Consider the following 14,368-nt stretch of genomic DNA (forward strand, 5'->3'; position numbering starts at 1 on the left):
GGAGACGGCAGCCCCCCGCAGCAAATGATTGTGCTGGACTACCAGCTGCCGCGCATTCTGACCGCGCTGGGGGCCGGAGCGGCCTTTGGCCCGTCTGGAGCGATGTTTCAGTTGATGATGCGCAACCCGCTGGCAGCCCCGGATGTGATCGGTTTCAACGCAGGCGCCAGTTGCGGCGCGCTGTGCGCGATGATCCTGACCGGCGGCATGGTCCTGCCCGGCGCCATTGCCGGCGCACTGCTGACAGCCGGTGCCGTCACCCTGCTGGCCTGGAAAGACGGGCTGCTGCTGGAACGGCTGATCAGCCGTATGGATGTGCTGAGCTCCGCCGACATGGCACAATGGCTGACCGGCTCTTTGAATGCCCGCACCTGGCACGATGCGGAGCTGGTTTGGAGCGGGCTGGCAGTGCTGGTGCCGCTGGCGCTGTGGCTGCATTTTCCGCTGACCCGGCTGGCGATGGACGATGGCATCGCAACCAGCCTGGGGCTGCCCCTGACACGGTTGCGCCTGGCGGTGACAGCAACCGGCATCCTGCTGGGGGCAGCAGCCAGCGGTGCGCTGATAGCCCTGCTGACAGACAGTGCCGCCCGCGCATTGCCCATGGTCCAGCTGCCCGCGGGTGTATTTACCGCATTGATAGGCGCACCGCTTTTGCTGTGGCTGCTGGCCGCGCATGTCCGCAATGGAGCCATCTGATGCCTGCAACTGCCCGCCTGTATGCCGAAGCGCTTTCGGTCGCTTATGCCCGCGCCCCCGTGCTGGATCATCTCAGTGCAGAGATCCCGGACGGCGCCCTGACGGTGATTGCCGGCCTCAACGGCTGCGGCAAGTCCACCTTGCTGAGGTCGCTGGCCCGGCTGCAGGCCGCCGGCAGCGGCCAGGTTGTGCTGGACGGCAAGGCCATCCACCGCCAGCGCAGCCGTGCAGTTGCCCGAAAGCTGGCAATTCTGCCGCAATCCCACGCTGCACCAGAGGGGCTGACTGTACGGGACCTCGCAGCACGGGGGCGCACCCCTTATCAATCGGCACTGCGGCAATGGTCCAATCAGGATGCAGCCGCGGTGGAGCAGGCGCTGGAGCTGACCGGCATGATATCCTGGGCCGGGCGTCCGCTGGAAAGCCTGTCCGGCGGCCAGCGCCAGCGCGCCTGGATTGCCATGGCGCTGGCGCCGGACACCGAAATCCTGCTGCTGGATGAACCGACCACCTATTTGGAACTGCCGCATCAGATCGAGCTGCTGAAGCTGGTGCAGAAACTGAACCGGGAGACCGGCCGCACAGTGGCCATGGTTCTGCATGACATCAACCTGGCGGCGCGCTTTGCCAGCCATGTGATCGTCCTCAAGGACGGCCGTGTCTTCTGCCAAGGCCGCCCCAGTGAAATTGTCACCGAAGCGGTGATGCAATCGGTATTCGGACTGGCCTGCCGGGTCATTGCCGACCCGGTGCATGACGCGCCGCATGTCATTCCTTTGTGAACGAGGCCCCAAATGACGATAAATCCGGCATTTCCGCTGGAATCCTGCGCCGCGCTGCCCGGGATTACCCCTGCTGCGTTGCGCCGAATGATACTGCTGCAGGCCCAGGAATATGGAATGCCTGTGCTGGAAGACAGCCCGGAGCGGGTCACCGTTGATGTGCCCGGATTCGGCCACTACCATTTTGTGCTGTGCGATGGCAGGACTGAAATCACCGTGTCTGCGGCCATGCCCGACCGTCTGTTCATGTTGCAAGAGGGGTTCGCCGAACAACTGAAACTGCTGCAGCCGGAAGCCGCGAACAACTTGCGCTGGAGCGGGACCGCCGCCGCCGGGGCTTTGCCGCCGAATGTGCATTTCACCACCGTGCTGTCAGTCATTCCGGTTGGCCGCTGTTTTCTGCGGGTGCGGGTCCAGGGCGGGGATCTCTCCGGATTTCAGGAAGATGCCATCCATTTCCGCCTGCTGCTGCCGCCCGCCGCCTGCCAGACACCCGAATGGCCGCGCCTTGGCGAAAACGGCGCAACACTTTGGCCCAAAGGGGACAAGGCGCTGCACCGGCCGGTCTATACCACCCGCAGGATCTGCCAGAAGACGGGCGAGATGGAATTTGATGTCTTCGTGCACGATGGCGGGCGCGGCACCGGCTGGGCCCGGCAGGCCGCCGCAGGCGATCTGTTGGCAATTGCCGGACCCGGCGGCGGCGGCATTCCCGAAACCTCGCGCATCCTGATCTATGCCGACGAAACCGCTCTCCCCGCCGCGGCGCGCATCCTGGAAAGCCTGCCCGCAGACAGCCTGGGCAAGGCCACCCTCCTGGCCGACGGCGGCGAAAACTGCGGCTATCTGGTCCCGGCGCCTGACGGCATCGAGGTCACGTGGCTCAGCCGGGACGGCAGCGGGACCCTTGCCGAGCGCGCGCTGGCGGAGCGGGGGCAGTACCCTGGGCATTTCCTCTGGTTTGCCGGTGAAAAGGCAGAGGCCCAGCACGTGCGCGCGGCGCTCAAGGCAGAGCAGGCAGATCCGAAAACCAGTTACATCGCAGCATATTGGAGCCAGTCATGACCATTCGTTCCTTTGCAGCGCTGGCGGCATTTTTGATGCTGCCCGCGGCCTGGGCCGCAGCCCAGGAAACCCCTGCCGCACCGGTGCCGGAAATTGCATTGGACGCGCCCGGGGCCTCTGTGCCTCAACTTCCAGCCAGCGCGCCGGGGCTTGAATTGCCGGAGGGAAGCAAGAAACCGGTGACAGCAGCCGAGGCTGGCACTGTGCCCCCTTCAGACCCTCCCGCCAGTCAGGATGAACTGGCACAGGCGGCACGTGACGCTTCATCCAAAGCATTGAAGTTCTTGCGCGATGGCGGCCCTTCAATCTGGGCGATCGCCGTCTTGTCGGTGATTACAATGGCCCTGATTCTGTGGAAGGTCTGGCGCCTGGCGCTGATCGGCGCCTGGTCGCGCGGCAAGGCAGGACAGGCCGTGCAAGCCTTTGAACGCGGGGACCTCACCGCGGCCCAATTCATCGTCAACAACCGGATCGGAGTGCGCTCCAAAGTCGTCAGCGCAGCGCTGACCGCCGCCGCTGCCCTGCCCGAGGACCGCGCCCGCGAGGAAACCGCCAGAGTAGCCAAACTGCATCTCGCCAGCGCTGCCACCGGTCTTGGCGCGCTGGAGCTGATTGCCACCATCGCCCCGCTTCTGGGCCTGCTGGGCACCGTTCTGGGTATGATTGCCGCATTCCAGGCGTTGCAGGCAGCCGGCTCCAAGGCGGATCCTGCGCTGCTGGCGGGCGGCATCTGGGAGGCATTGCTGACCACTGCCGCAGGTATGGCAGTGGCGATCCCCGCCTCTGCCGCACTCACCTGGTTCGAAGCGGTGATCACCCGTATCCGCCGCGATATTGAAGACAGTGCCGCCCGTATCTTTATCGCCCATGATCCGCAGCCGCTGAAACTGGCGGCCGAGTAGAGCCATGGAGTTCACCGAAACCCTGAAGCCGCGGCGCAAGCCAAGCCTGACGCCCATGATCGACGTGGTGTTTCTGCTCTTGGTGTTCTTCATGCTTGCGTCGCGCTTTGGCACCGATGCGGTACTGCAATTGCCGTTGGCTGCGCAGGGCGGCAGCTATTCCGGGCCGCCGCGGCTGATTGGGATCGGTGCGGGCAATCTGGATGTGAATGGCGTGCCGGTGGCAGACAGCAATCTGACTCAAGCACTGGCACCGCTGATGGAGAAACCCTCCGATATGCTGGTGCTGCGCGGCCGCGACGGCGCCAACCTGCAGCGCATCACTGATGTGACCGGGCGGCTGCGGCAGGCGGGCTACAGCAATTTTGTGCTGGTGGAATAAGGAGACGCGCATGGACCTGACAGAGACGCCCCGCCGTCCGCGGACTGAATCCATCGTGCCGATGATCAATGTGGTGTTCCTGCTGCTGATCTTTTTTCTGATGACCTCACGCTTGGCGCAGCCTGACCCGTTTGAGGTGACGCCGCCGGACGCAGCAATCGAGGCGGAACCAGAAGCCGCTCCTGTACTTTACGTCAACGCCGAAGGCCGGATGCATTTCGATGGGGCCGAAGACAGCGAAGCCCTTGCGCGGCTGGCGGCGGTCAGCGGCGGCAGCCCGGTTCTGCAACTGCGCGCCGACGCCCGGCTGGAGGCAAAAGCCCTGGCCCGCATTCTGCGCCAGCTGGCGGCAGCAGGCCTCAGCCAGGCTGAACTGGTGGTCCGGCAGCCATGAAACGTGCTGCCGAACTCACCGTTTTTGCCGGCATCGCCGTGTTGATCCATGTGGCGCTGTTTGCCCGCGTGCCCGGTTCCGGCGCGCAATCCAGCGGCGCGGGCGGCACTGCGATGGTGGCGATACAGGCAGCGCCCGATGCTGTAGCGGCAATGGCCGAAGTCTGGGAACAGCCGCCGCAGACCTCCCCCCGGATCGCAGCCCAAAGCGTTGAACCGTTGCCGCCGGCCAACGTCCCTTCCCTGCCGCAACTAGCGCTTGATCAGGCACCGCGGGCCGCAGTACAGATTGCAATACCCGCGCCGGCAAGGGCGGATAATCTGCAAATCGAAACCGCGCCGCCGCCACCGCCAAAGCCCCAGAGACCAGAGCCAAAGCCGGAACCGCAACACAAACCGGCGCCCGAACCTCAGCCGCAGCAGGCCCGCAAATCCGAACAGGCCTCGGCCGGCCGGGCTGAACAACGGGCCGCGGGATCGGGCGGCGGCGCTCAGGCCGGACAATCCGGCGGAGCACAGGCGGCAACGGCGGTGCCCGGCCGCAGGGCCAAGCTGCGCAGTATCTGGGGCGCCAAGATCCGCGCCCGTGTGGAACGGCGCAAACGCTACCCCGCCGGCGCCAGCGGCAAAGGCCAGGTTGTGGTGCGCCTTACCATCTCCCGATCAGGCCAGCTGCTGAGCCACCGGATTGCCAAGTCCTCAGGCATCGCAGCCTTTGATCAGGCGGCTCTGCAAGCCGTCACCCGGGCCGGTAAATTCCCATCGGCGCCGAAAAAGCTGCAGATCAATCAAATCAGCTTCAACCTGCCTATGAGTTTCTCGAAATAACCCCCGGACGGCTGCCGCTCCGGCCAACCCCGCCGGAGGGATATATCCCGAGGCTCAAAATCAATCCGCAAGTTTCGGCGCAGGTTCGGAGGCCTTTCCGGCGCGCACACGAGCGCGCGTGCCGTCGCGCTGTGCGGCGGCCTGCTCCGGACCCAGATCCTGCATCAGCGCATCCAGCCGCAGGCGGGCAGTGCGTGGCACCGTCTTGCCTTCGGCGCGCAGGCCTTCGTGGCGGGCGCCAGCTGCGAATTTCTTGTTGCGCTGATGCGGCTGAACGCTGTCCATATAGCGCGGATCCACCTCTGCGCCCACGGTCAGATAGCCAGCCTCAACCGCGCGGCGCACCAGATCCGCACCGCGCGCGCTGCGCACCACGATGGCATTGGCGCCCGGGTCATCATCCTCAGTCTCCGGGTCGGGTGAGCCGCCGGGCCAGGTGTCGGCGGCGGCGATGTCAGCAGCCTCGCCGATACCGTCCGGGCAAACCTTGCAACGGAACGGCAGCACCCAGGCGCTCTCATCCGTGCCCCAGAAATCGGTGTAGCGCTTCTCAACCACAGTGCCGTCTGCCATCTCGACGCGCGTTGGCCCAGGGCAGCCGTGGCCGCGGTAGCGCAAGCCAGTGACTTGCGACGGATCAATGCCAAGGTCCTGCTGCAGAAAACGGGACAGGCCCTGAGGCGGCATGAAGCCGCCGCAGACCGGCGTAAGCATGAATTTCACCAAGGCATTCACCCGCGCATCCGCCCGCGCCAGATTGCGCAGCGCCGCCACATCGCAAGGCTTGCCGGCAAAAGCAAAGGGGCGGCCCTTGTCCAACTGCTCCAGCACATCGATCAGCGGTGCAGTGGGACCATAGCGGGACCCGGCGGCAGCCAGCACATCCGCCGCAGTTTCCGACACCGCCCGGTCACCGAAGGCCGGCACCCGGTCCGACGCCTTCGCGTGCAGGATGAAATCAACTTCGCCGGTCTCCACAAGGAACATCCCCAGCGCTGTGAGCACCCCGCCTGTCGCGCCTTTGTGCCGCACCTCCGGATCCGCGGCATAGGCCAGCGCCATGTGCTGATAGGCCCCCCAAACCAGATCATGGCGGGTGGTTCCGGTCAATTCCGTCTCCGGCAGCCCTTCAACACGGGTGCCGGGACACAGGTCCAGGATCCGGTCAACTGTTTCGTGGGTCAGCGCCCCCCGCACCACCGGGCGTTCATAGCCGGTCTCCACCAGCTCCATCCGCACTGTATCGGGCCCCGCCACGGACTGGCACAGACCGCAGCCGATACACATGGCGTCTTCGGTTATTCTGTTCAGCCGCTCCGCCGGTGTCATTGGCTGGCGCTGGGATCCGCTCCCGGACGTGCGATTGGATTGGGTCACCGATCTCTCTCCCTTTCTGACATGTCCGCATTGAGGGGCCTGCGGCCCCCAGTCCGTGCTTGGCTATCAGCGTATTGCAGCCCTTCATGGCGCCCAGCTGACTCTTTTCGAAATCAACAATCTTGTCCAAAAGCGGCGGCCGCAGCAGGGGACTTCCGTTTTCAAACGCAATGCGACTGCCAGTGCCTGTTCGCAGGCTGCTTCCCAGGCAAGCCGGGTGCAGCTTTTCCGCTTGGCGGCTCACGCAATGCTCACGCGATGTGACTCCGCAAAGGCTTGCCTCGCCTCGCCCGGCCCTTAAGGTGGATCCCGTACGCAGCATATTGAGGCCAACGCATGAAAGATCTAGCCCCCGTTCCGGACCTGAAGCCGGAAACAGCGCAGCCCGACCTGCCCGCCAAGCCGCCGGGACTGCATGAACGAGCGCTGCATCTGCTAGCCCGGCTGCTGCCGCTGGCGTATTTCCGGCGGCCGCCAAAGATCATCATCATCGACGCCACCAACAGCTGCAACCTGCGCTGCCCGGTATGCCCGGTCACCTTTGCCATGCAGCGCAAACGCGGCATGATGAAACCGAACGTGTTCCGCAAAATCATCGACGACTTCAAGGACCAGCCGGAAAAACCCGCAATCTATTTCAGCTTCTCGGGCGAGCCGACCCTGCACAGGGATCTGCCCGATTTCATCGCCTACGCGCATGAAAACGGCCATGACACGTATCTGTCGACCAATGCCACCCGCCTCACCCCGGAAATGAGCGAGCGCCTGATCCGCTCGGGCCTTGCCCGCGTGAATCTCTGCATGGACGGGTTTTCAAAGGAGGCGCAGGAAACCTACCGGGTCAATTCCGACTTCGATAAGGTAAAAGCCAGTATTGAAGAGTTCCTGAACATCAAAAGGGACCTGGGCTTCAAGACTCCGGTCACCGTGCTGCAAACATTGCTGACCAGCTATTCCGAGCCTCAGATGGACGAGATGGAAGGCTGGGCAAAGGAGGCGGGTTTTGACCGGGTGCGGTTCAAGACATTCTCGATCGGCTCCTACACCTCTGCCGACCAGAAACGAGAGTTCGCCCACTTCCTGCCGCGCCAAAAGGAATTGCGCCGCCACCCGCGCCATACCAGCCATGCGATGTGCACGGTGCCGCTGTTTCAGTCGGTGGTGTTCTGGAACGGCGACTTGGGTCTGTGCTGTATCGACTATGACCAGGTGATCCAGTTGCCGAACGTCGAGCAGGACGGCTTCCTCGCCGCCTACCGTTCGGACGAGGCCGCCCGAGCCCGCAAGCGCGGCTTCCTCAAACAGTTCAGCATCTGCAAAACCTGTTCTTTTTCCAACGCCGAAAACATGGGCATCCGCCGTGACCTGAAAAAATAGGCGCACAACCAGGGCTGCCCGCTTCTGCTTCTTTCTGGTCAAAAATACCCTGGGGTGAAGGCCGTCAGGCCTGAGGGGGCAAAGCCCCCTCCCCTGTTACCGCTGCAGCAGGACCGGAAACCAATCCTCACGCAGCCGCTGGCCGGGCTGCATTTCGTGACCCGGGAATGGCGGCGACGTGGGGCCGGGACGCTCAACATAGCGTGCATCATCGCCCACCAGCCGAAGCGAAAACGCACGGCGGCGCGCAGTTGAGGTGTTGCCGCGGGATCCGTGCAGCGTCTTGTAGTTAAAGGCGATCGCATCACCCGGTTGCATCGGGTATTCGACCACGGTCATGCCTTCGGCGTCAGGATCAGGAACAGGCATATACTGCCCTTCGTCCGCAAAAAAGTCCTCCTCGGAGACCCAACGGGTTGGCAGCACTTCCTTTTCCCATTTGTGTGAACCTGCGACGCAACGCAATGCGGCTTCCTTCACCTCATCAAGCGGCGACCAGAAGCTGATAGTCTGCTGCCCTTCAACAAAGTAATAAGGCCCGTCCTGATGCCACGGGGTCGGCATTGAGGTGCCGGGTTCCTTGACCAGAACATGGTCGTGAAACATTTGCACCGACGTGGATTTCATCAGGTCAGCGGCGACTTCGGCCGCTGGCGATTGTTCGATCGCCTGCTGGAACTCGGGGATGCGGGTCCAGTTGCAGTAATCGTCAAAGAACCGCCCGGTCTGGCCGGCCTTTTCGTTGTTGGACGCATAGGGCCCCGGATTGTCCATATTGGCAGCCACCCCGGCGCGCAGCAGCTCAACCTGTTCGGCAAAAAGGCCGCGGATCAGGACAACACCGTCGCGCTGAAACTGTTCGACATGTTCCTGGGTGATAAGGGGGTGAACCATTGCTGCCTCCGCTGGTGAATGATGCAATTCTGATGCGTTATTCCTGCCGGTCAAAGGGCATAGTTTCAAATCATATCTTTCTAATATACGCTTCACTTCATGTTATATATTACATTGCGTCACTATGAATACGTCTGCGCTGTGGCGCAGCATGGCAGCCTGTCAGCAGCGGCAGAGGCAGTGCATGTAAGCCAGCCTGCCCTGTCTGCAGCCCTCAGCCGGATCGAAGAGCACTTGGGCCATGCTCTGTTCCTGCGCCGCCGCGGCGCGGCGCTGGCATTGACACCGCAGGGCCGGAATTTCGCGGCGCAGGCGCAGGAACTGCTGGATCAAGCCAGGCGCCTGGAAGATCCGAAAGGGGCCGGTTCCGGGCAGCGGCAACTTATGCTGGCCTGTTTCTCGGACCTTGCGCCGTTCCTGCTGGCCCCCGCATTGAAGGCCCTGCGCAAGGTGTTGCCAGGAGTGGAGATCAGATACCGCGCCTGCGGATTCAAGCCGCTGATCACCGCGCTGACCGAGGGCGAGGCGGATCTGGCCATTACCTATGACCTGGGCTTGGATGCCGGGTTCAGCCGGGCGGAACTGGACCGGTTTTCACCGCACGCCCTGGTCCCGCCTGAACATCCGCTGGCGGAGCGCAGCCACCTTTCCCTGGCAGAGGTGGCGTTGCATCCGCTGGTGCTGTCGCAGGAGGGGCTGTCGGTGCAGCACATGCTGGGGCTGTTCAAGGCGCATGGGCTGGTACCGCGGATTGCACACCGGGCGGATTCGCTGGAGCTTCTGCGCAGCCTGACCGCCAATGGCGAGGGGGTTGGCATCAGCTACAGCCTGCCGCCGGGCGGGATGAGTTATGATGGCAAACCACTGAGCGCTATACGGATCACAGACCAGGCCGCCGAGGAGCCGGTGATTCTGGCGGCGCATGCGCAGTTGCCGGACGCTTCGCCGGCCTTCAAGGCACGTGAAATTCTGCGCACAGTGCTCAGTGCCGGCAGATCAGACCTTGCGCAGGCGGATCACCACGTCGACTGAGGCGATCTCCATCCCCTCCGGCGCTTCTGGCAGCTTGTGAATCACCAGCTCCTGGGCGGGTGCGTCGCTGACGCGGCCCTCGTCCTCCCAGAAGAAGTGCGGGTGGTCATGGGTGTTGGTGTCGAAATAGCTTTTGGAACCGTCCAGCGGGATCTCCTGCAGCACACCGGCGTCACAAAAGGCGCGCAGAGTATTATAGACGGTAGCCAGCGATACAGCGGCGCCTTTTTTCTTAGCCGACTCGAACAGGCTTTCGGCGGTGATATGGCGGTGTTTACCGTCACCGACCAGCAGTTCGGCAAGCGCCACCCGCTGCCGGGTGGGTCTCAGCCCGGCCTCCGTCAGCCAGCGTGTGGCCGCATCTTCGCTGTTTGGCGTCATGAGCAGATCCTGCATCGCGTTGCTGACCGTATATATAGGAGCAACACCCAGGGTTTTTCAAATGAAATTCATTCGCAGCTAGGCAGGTATTTCTCGGGTGCTTGTGGCACATTCAGCGCAGGAAGTGACGCTGGGTCCCCTTGCAGGACCCTTTGGCCGGGTGTTACAGGAGGCCAGATATACTTATAGACCAGACCCCAGGCAGGAGATGCGCCCGAATGGCCGATTACCCGAGCAGCTTTGACAAGGACGAATTGCTGAAATGCGCGCGGGGCGAGTTGTTCGGGCCGGGCAACGCCCAGCTGCCTGCACCGCCGATGCTTATGATGGACCGCATTACAGACATCAGCGCGGACGGCGGTGAGTTCGGCAAAGGCCATGTTGTTGCTGAATTCGACATTACCCCGGACCTGTGGTTCTTTGACTGCCATTTCCCCGGCAACCCGATTATGCCCGGTTGTTTGGGTTTGGACGGGTTGTGGCAGCTGACCGGCTTCAATCTGGGCTGGCGCGGCATGACCGGCAAGGGCATGGCCATGGGTGTTGGCGAGGTCAAGCTGAAGGGCATGGTCAAACCAGACCGCAAAATGCTCACCTATTTCGTGGATTTCACACGCGTCATTGACCGCAAGCTCAAGCTTGGCGTTGCCAATGGCCGCGTGCTGGCGGATGGTGAAGAAATCTATCAGGTCAAGGACATGAAGGTCGGGCTGGCAGACGAAAGCTGACCCTTTTTCCCTTTGATCTAATCCAAGGAGTACGCCTATGCGTCGCGTCGTCGTCACCGGTTTGGGGATTGTCTCCTCCATCGGGAACAATGCTGAAGAGGTCACCGCCTCGTTGAAAGCCGGCAAATCCGGCATTGAAGCCAGCCCCGAAATGGCTGAGCACGGCTTTCGCAGCCAGGTGGCCGGCACGCTGAAGATCGACACCGCGGAACATGTGGACAAGCGCACCCTGCGTTTCATGGGACCAGGTGCGGCTTATGCCCATATCGCGATGAGCCAGGCAATTGCCGATGCAGGCCTCTCGGAAGATCAGGTCGTGAACGAGCGCACCGGCCTGGTGGCAGGCTCCGGCGGCCCGTCAACCTCTGCTATGCTGGCCGCGCATCAGGTGGTCGCCAAGACTGGCGCAACCAAGCGCATCGGCCCTTTTGCGGTGCCGAAATGCATGTCTTCGACCATTTCCGCCAACCTGGCGACGGCATTCAAGATCAAGGGCATCAATTATTCCATCACCTCGGCCTGCTCGACCTCGCTGCACTGCATCGGCAACGCGGCTGAGCAGATCATGATGGGCAAACAAGACGTGATGTTTGCCGGCGGCGGTGAGGAGCTGGACTGGACCCTGTCCTGTCTGTTCGACGCCATGGGCGCGATGTCCTCTAAGAAAAACGACGACCCCACCGCAGCCAGCCGCGCCTTTGATCAGGACCGCGACGGGTTTGTGATCTCCGGCGGCGGCGGCATCGTGGTGCTGGAGGATCTGGACCACGCGCTGGCCCGCGGTGCGAAGATCTACGCGGAAGTGACCGGATTTGCAGCCACGTCCGACGGCCACGACATGGTGGCGCCCTCTGGTGAAGGCGGCGAGCGGGCGATGCGCCTGGCGCTGTCGACCCTTCCCGAAGGCCGCAAGGTGGATTACATCAACGCGCATGGCACCTCGACTCCTGTCGGCGACGTGGGTGAGGTTGAAGCCGCCCGCCGTGTATTCGGCGAAGGCCTGGTGCCGCCGATCTCCTCGACCAAGTCGATGACCGGCCACGCCCAGGGCGCTGCCGGTGCGCTAGAGGCGATCTTTTGCCTGTTGATGCTGGACAATGATTTCATCACCCCGTCGATCAATATCGACACCCTCGCCGAAGGCATTCAGCCTGGCGAGATTGCCACCAGCCTGGTGGAAAACGCCGGCCTCGACTCGGTGATGACCAACAGCTTCGGCTTTGGCGGCACCAATGGCTCGATGGTTCTGAGCAAATACAAGGGATAAGTGACGATGGCGGGATTGCTGACCGGCAAACGCGGCCTGATTATGGGCGTTGCCAATGACCGTTCCATCGCCTGGGGCATTGCCAAAGCCATGGCCGAGGCCGGTGCCGAGCTGGCCTTCACCTATCAGGGCGAAGCCTTTGGCAAGCGGCTGGAGCCGCTGGCGCAAAGTGTCGGCTCGGATTTTATGGTTGATGTGGATGTGACAGACGACGCCTCTCTGGATGCGGCGTTTGAACAGCTCGGAGGCCGCTGGCCGTCAATTGATTTTGTGGTGCATGCAATTGCTTATTCGGACAAGTCCGAGCTTACGGGCCGGTTCCTGGACACCAGCAGGGCGAACTTCAAGAACTCGCTGGATATCTCTGCCTATTCCTTTATCGAAGTGGCGCGCCGGGCGCATCCGCTGATGAAGGAAAACGGCGGCACCCTGCTGACGCTGACCTATCAGGGATCGAACCAGGTGGTGCCGAACTACAATGTGATGGGCGTGGCCAAGGCAGCGCTGGAATCGGCGACCCGCTACCTGGCCAATGACCTGGGCCCCGAAGGTATCCGGGTGAACGCAATTTCGCCTGGACCGATGAAGACGCTGGCCGGAGCCGCCATCGGCGGTGCGCGCAAGACCTTCAAGCACACGGCCCAGAACGCGCCAATGCGCGACAACGCCACGCTGGAGGCGGTAGGCGGCACCGCGGTTTACCTTGCGTCTGATGCAGGCGCTTGCACGACCGGTGAAATTATCCGGGTCGATGGCGGTTTCCACGTGCTGGGAATGCCGCAGCAAGATTACTTGTAGCCCGCCCGGCAACGCTGGCATATAGAAAAAGGCGCCTGAGAGGCGCCTTTTTGCGTGTTCACCGCTTTGTAGCTTCAACATGCCGAAGCTCACCTGCGGAACCGATTAGCCTTTGATCCGGCACACTCCCGCCCGTCGCCGGGCTTCTGGCAAAGCCCGCTTCCGTTGGGCGCGGGAGTGCCGCCTGCCCGCAAGCAAAACGTCAGGATACCGAGACCAGCTCGATGTCGAAAATCAGATCTTTGCCCGCCAGGAAATGGTTGGCATCCAAGGTGACAGTCTCGTCGCCGACCTCGACCACAGTCACTGGCAGAACTTGGCCGTCCGGGCTTTGCATCTGCAGCTGAGTACCCAGTTCCAGCGGGATATCCTCGGGGATGCCCTCGCGGGGGATCTCCTGGCGCGCAGCGGGGTTGATCGGGCCGTATGCCTCGGCGCAAGGGATATCCAGCGTCTTGCTCTCCCCCGCGGCCATACCTTCAAGCCCCGCATCCATGCCCGCAATCACATGACCTGCACCGACGGTGAATTCTAGTGGATCACGGCCTTCGGAACTGTCGAAAACGGTGCCATCCGTCAGCTTGCCTGTGTAGTGGATGCGCACGGTGTCGCCGTTCTTTACCCCGGTCATATGACCTCCAATTGGTTGCGGGTTCATAAAGGGGCGCAGCCTAGCGCCCGCGGACGTGATGTAAACCCGTATGGGTACAATTTCCCGCTTTGCCCTCCCATGGCTTCGTGCAACGCTCCAGCAAATGGAGAGCCCCATGCCAATTACCACCTGTATCTTTGACGCCTACGGAACCTTGTTCGATGTGGCCGCTGCGGCGCGGCAGGCCGCCAGAGAACCGGAGTTTCCCCATCTGCAGGACAGCTGGGCGGAGCTGGCAAATCACTGGCGGCTGAAGCAGCTTCAATACACCTGGCTGCGGGCGATCACCAATGCCCATGCCGATTTCTGGGATGTGACGCAGGACGGGCTGGACTGGGCGATGGAGGCGGCCGGGCTGGCAGCAGATGCGGCTTTGCGCCAGCGGTTGCTGGATCTTTATTGGCAGCTGCAGGCCTATCCGGAAGTGCCCGCAATGCTGAACGCGCTGAAGAGCGCAGGCATGAACACCGCAATCCTGTCTAATGGGTCCCCGGCCATGCTGGACGGCGCGGTGCAATCCGCGGGGCTAGGCAATGTGCTGGACGGCGTGCTGTCGGTGGAGAGCGTCGGCATTTTCAAGCCCGACGCCCGCGTTTACGATCTGGTTGGCGCCCGGTTCGGCTGCGCCCGGGAGGAGGTGCTGTTTGTCTCATCCAACGGCTGGGACGCGGCGGGGGCAGCGGGTTACGGGTTCGTTACCGCCTGGGTCAACCGGGCTGGCGAGCCTGTTGACAGGCTGCCCTGGAAGCCGGCCCATATCCTGCTGGACCTCACCACAATTTCCGATCTGGCCAAGGGATAAACGTTTCCA

Annotated in this window: 17 protein-coding genes; 13 read left to right on the forward strand and 4 right to left on the reverse strand. The window is 62.8% G+C overall.

Annotation, left to right across the window (positions count from 1 at the left end; translation table 11 throughout):
• The 7 genes from A2I95_RS07430 to A2I95_RS07460 form a co-directional block, all read left to right on the forward strand.
• Positions 1-699, forward strand: a 699-nt coding sequence (locus tag A2I95_RS07430) for an iron chelate uptake ABC transporter family permease subunit (RefSeq protein ID WP_291729163.1), incomplete at its 5' end; no start/stop codon positions are given.
• A complete protein-coding gene (locus A2I95_RS07435; RefSeq protein WP_291729164.1) occupies positions 699-1,481 on the forward strand; it encodes an ABC transporter ATP-binding protein in 783 nt (260 codons plus the stop codon). The genes A2I95_RS07430 and A2I95_RS07435, both read left to right, overlap by 1 nt.
• Positions 1,482-1,598: 117 nt before the next feature.
• Positions 1,599-2,546, forward strand: coding sequence for a siderophore-interacting protein (locus tag A2I95_RS07440; protein ID WP_291729165.1), 948 nt, complete (start codon positions 1,599-1,601; stop codon positions 2,544-2,546).
• The gene (locus tag A2I95_RS07445) at positions 2,543-3,448 is read left to right on the forward strand and encodes a MotA/TolQ/ExbB proton channel family protein (protein WP_291729166.1); all 906 of its coding nucleotides are present in this window, start codon (positions 2,543-2,545) and stop codon (positions 3,446-3,448) included. The genes A2I95_RS07440 and A2I95_RS07445 overlap by 4 nt, the downstream gene beginning before the upstream one ends.
• 4 nt (positions 3,449-3,452) lie before the next feature.
• Positions 3,453-3,830 (forward strand): biopolymer transporter ExbD, encoded by a 378-nt coding sequence (locus tag A2I95_RS07450; RefSeq protein WP_291729167.1) that lies wholly within the window; start codon positions 3,453-3,455, stop codon positions 3,828-3,830.
• A gap of 10 nt (positions 3,831-3,840) precedes the next feature.
• A complete protein-coding gene (locus A2I95_RS07455) occupies positions 3,841-4,224 on the forward strand; it encodes a biopolymer transporter ExbD (RefSeq protein ID WP_291729168.1) in 384 nt (127 codons plus the stop codon).
• Complete coding sequence (locus A2I95_RS07460; protein WP_291729169.1) at positions 4,221-5,051, forward strand: energy transducer TonB; 831 nt, start codon at positions 4,221-4,223, stop codon at positions 5,049-5,051. Before A2I95_RS07455 ends, A2I95_RS07460 begins: the two co-directional genes overlap by 4 nt.
• A 60-nt stretch (positions 5,052-5,111) precedes the next feature.
• Here A2I95_RS07460 and A2I95_RS07465 read toward each other — a convergent pair whose 3' ends face one another.
• Positions 5,112-6,428 (reverse strand): Coenzyme F420 hydrogenase/dehydrogenase, beta subunit C-terminal domain, encoded by a 1,317-nt coding sequence (locus A2I95_RS07465; protein WP_291729170.1) that lies wholly within the window; start codon positions 6,426-6,428, stop codon positions 5,112-5,114.
• Between the two features lie 336 nt (positions 6,429-6,764).
• Here A2I95_RS07465 and A2I95_RS07470 point away from each other — a divergent pair, with 336 nt between their 5' ends.
• Complete coding sequence (locus A2I95_RS07470; RefSeq protein WP_291729171.1) at positions 6,765-7,805, forward strand: radical SAM protein; 1,041 nt, start codon at positions 6,765-6,767, stop codon at positions 7,803-7,805.
• Positions 7,806-7,901: 96 nt separating this feature from the next.
• Here A2I95_RS07470 and A2I95_RS07475 read toward each other — a convergent pair whose 3' ends face one another.
• On the reverse strand, positions 7,902-8,699 hold the full coding sequence (locus A2I95_RS07475) for a phytanoyl-CoA dioxygenase family protein (RefSeq protein ID WP_291729172.1): 798 nt from the start codon (positions 8,697-8,699) through the stop codon (positions 7,902-7,904).
• 99 nt (positions 8,700-8,798) lie between these two features.
• On the opposite strand from A2I95_RS07475, the gene A2I95_RS07480 reads away from it, so the two are divergent.
• Complete coding sequence (locus A2I95_RS07480; RefSeq protein WP_291729173.1) at positions 8,799-9,731, forward strand: LysR family transcriptional regulator; 933 nt, start codon at positions 8,799-8,801, stop codon at positions 9,729-9,731.
• Here A2I95_RS07480 and irrA read toward each other — a convergent pair.
• On the reverse strand, positions 9,696-10,112 hold the full coding sequence (gene irrA, locus A2I95_RS07485; protein ID WP_291729174.1) for an iron response transcriptional regulator IrrA: 417 nt from the start codon (positions 10,110-10,112) through the stop codon (positions 9,696-9,698). The two genes, A2I95_RS07480 and irrA, sit on opposite strands and share 36 nt — an antisense overlap.
• Before the next feature lie 218 nt (positions 10,113-10,330).
• On the opposite strand from irrA, the gene fabA reads away from it, so the two are divergent.
• From fabA to A2I95_RS07500, 3 genes are read left to right on the forward strand one after another with little or no spacing between them, the layout of a single operon-like run.
• Positions 10,331-10,840, forward strand: a complete 510-nt coding sequence (gene fabA / locus A2I95_RS07490) for a bifunctional 3-hydroxydecanoyl-ACP dehydratase/trans-2-decenoyl-ACP isomerase (protein ID WP_129371999.1) — start codon at positions 10,331-10,333, stop codon at positions 10,838-10,840.
• Between the two features lie 37 nt (positions 10,841-10,877).
• Entirely contained in the window at positions 10,878-12,107 is a 1,230-nt protein-coding gene (gene fabB, locus A2I95_RS07495; RefSeq protein ID WP_291729175.1) for a beta-ketoacyl-ACP synthase I, read from the forward strand.
• A gap of 6 nt (positions 12,108-12,113) precedes the next feature.
• The gene (locus A2I95_RS07500; RefSeq protein ID WP_291729176.1) at positions 12,114-12,905 is read left to right on the forward strand and encodes an enoyl-ACP reductase; all 792 of its coding nucleotides are present in this window, start codon (positions 12,114-12,116) and stop codon (positions 12,903-12,905) included.
• A 202-nt stretch (positions 12,906-13,107) separates the two neighbouring features.
• Here A2I95_RS07500 and A2I95_RS07505 read toward each other — a convergent pair whose 3' ends face one another.
• On the reverse strand, positions 13,108-13,536 hold the full coding sequence (locus A2I95_RS07505) for a peptidylprolyl isomerase (protein WP_291729177.1): 429 nt from the start codon (positions 13,534-13,536) through the stop codon (positions 13,108-13,110).
• Between the two features lie 136 nt (positions 13,537-13,672).
• Between A2I95_RS07505 and A2I95_RS07510 the strand changes: the two genes are divergently transcribed.
• Complete coding sequence (locus tag A2I95_RS07510) at positions 13,673-14,359, forward strand: haloacid dehalogenase type II (protein ID WP_291729178.1); 687 nt, start codon at positions 13,673-13,675, stop codon at positions 14,357-14,359.
• Positions 14,360-14,368: the final 9 nt, after the last annotated feature.

Source organism: Leisingera sp. F5, from assembly GCF_001593695.1.

What these genes read in the sequence shown, in the direction of transcription:
- A2I95_RS07505 (WP_291729177.1), bottom strand. Translation starts at nt 13,536, where the DNA reads ATGACCGGGGTAAAGAACGGCGACACCGTGCGCATCCACTACACAGGC.
- fabB (WP_291729175.1), top strand. Translation starts at nt 10,878, where the DNA reads ATGCGTCGCGTCGTCGTCACCGGTTTGGGGATTGTCTCCTCCATCGGG.
- A2I95_RS07440 (WP_291729165.1), top strand. Translation starts at nt 1,599, where the DNA reads ATGCCTGTGCTGGAAGACAGCCCGGAGCGGGTCACCGTTGATGTGCCC.
- fabA (WP_129371999.1), top strand. Translation starts at nt 10,331, where the DNA reads ATGGCCGATTACCCGAGCAGCTTTGACAAGGACGAATTGCTGAAATGC.
- A2I95_RS07455 (WP_291729168.1), top strand. Translation starts at nt 3,841, where the DNA reads ATGGACCTGACAGAGACGCCCCGCCGTCCGCGGACTGAATCCATCGTG.
- A2I95_RS07470 (WP_291729171.1), top strand. Translation starts at nt 6,765, where the DNA reads ATGAAAGATCTAGCCCCCGTTCCGGACCTGAAGCCGGAAACAGCGCAG.
- A2I95_RS07510 (WP_291729178.1), top strand. Translation starts at nt 13,673, where the DNA reads ATGCCAATTACCACCTGTATCTTTGACGCCTACGGAACCTTGTTCGAT.
- A2I95_RS07475 (WP_291729172.1), bottom strand. Translation starts at nt 8,699, where the DNA reads ATGGTTCACCCCCTTATCACCCAGGAACATGTCGAACAGTTTCAGCGC.
- A2I95_RS07450 (WP_291729167.1), top strand. Translation starts at nt 3,453, where the DNA reads ATGGAGTTCACCGAAACCCTGAAGCCGCGGCGCAAGCCAAGCCTGACG.
- A2I95_RS07460 (WP_291729169.1), top strand. Translation starts at nt 4,221, where the DNA reads ATGAAACGTGCTGCCGAACTCACCGTTTTTGCCGGCATCGCCGTGTTG.
- A2I95_RS07445 (WP_291729166.1), top strand. Translation starts at nt 2,543, where the DNA reads ATGACCATTCGTTCCTTTGCAGCGCTGGCGGCATTTTTGATGCTGCCC.
- A2I95_RS07435 (WP_291729164.1), top strand. Translation starts at nt 699, where the DNA reads ATGCCTGCAACTGCCCGCCTGTATGCCGAAGCGCTTTCGGTCGCTTAT.
- A2I95_RS07480 (WP_291729173.1), top strand. Translation starts at nt 8,799, where the DNA reads ATGTTATATATTACATTGCGTCACTATGAATACGTCTGCGCTGTGGCG.
- irrA (WP_291729174.1), bottom strand. Translation starts at nt 10,112, where the DNA reads ATGACGCCAAACAGCGAAGATGCGGCCACACGCTGGCTGACGGAGGCC.
- A2I95_RS07500 (WP_291729176.1), top strand. Translation starts at nt 12,114, where the DNA reads ATGGCGGGATTGCTGACCGGCAAACGCGGCCTGATTATGGGCGTTGCC.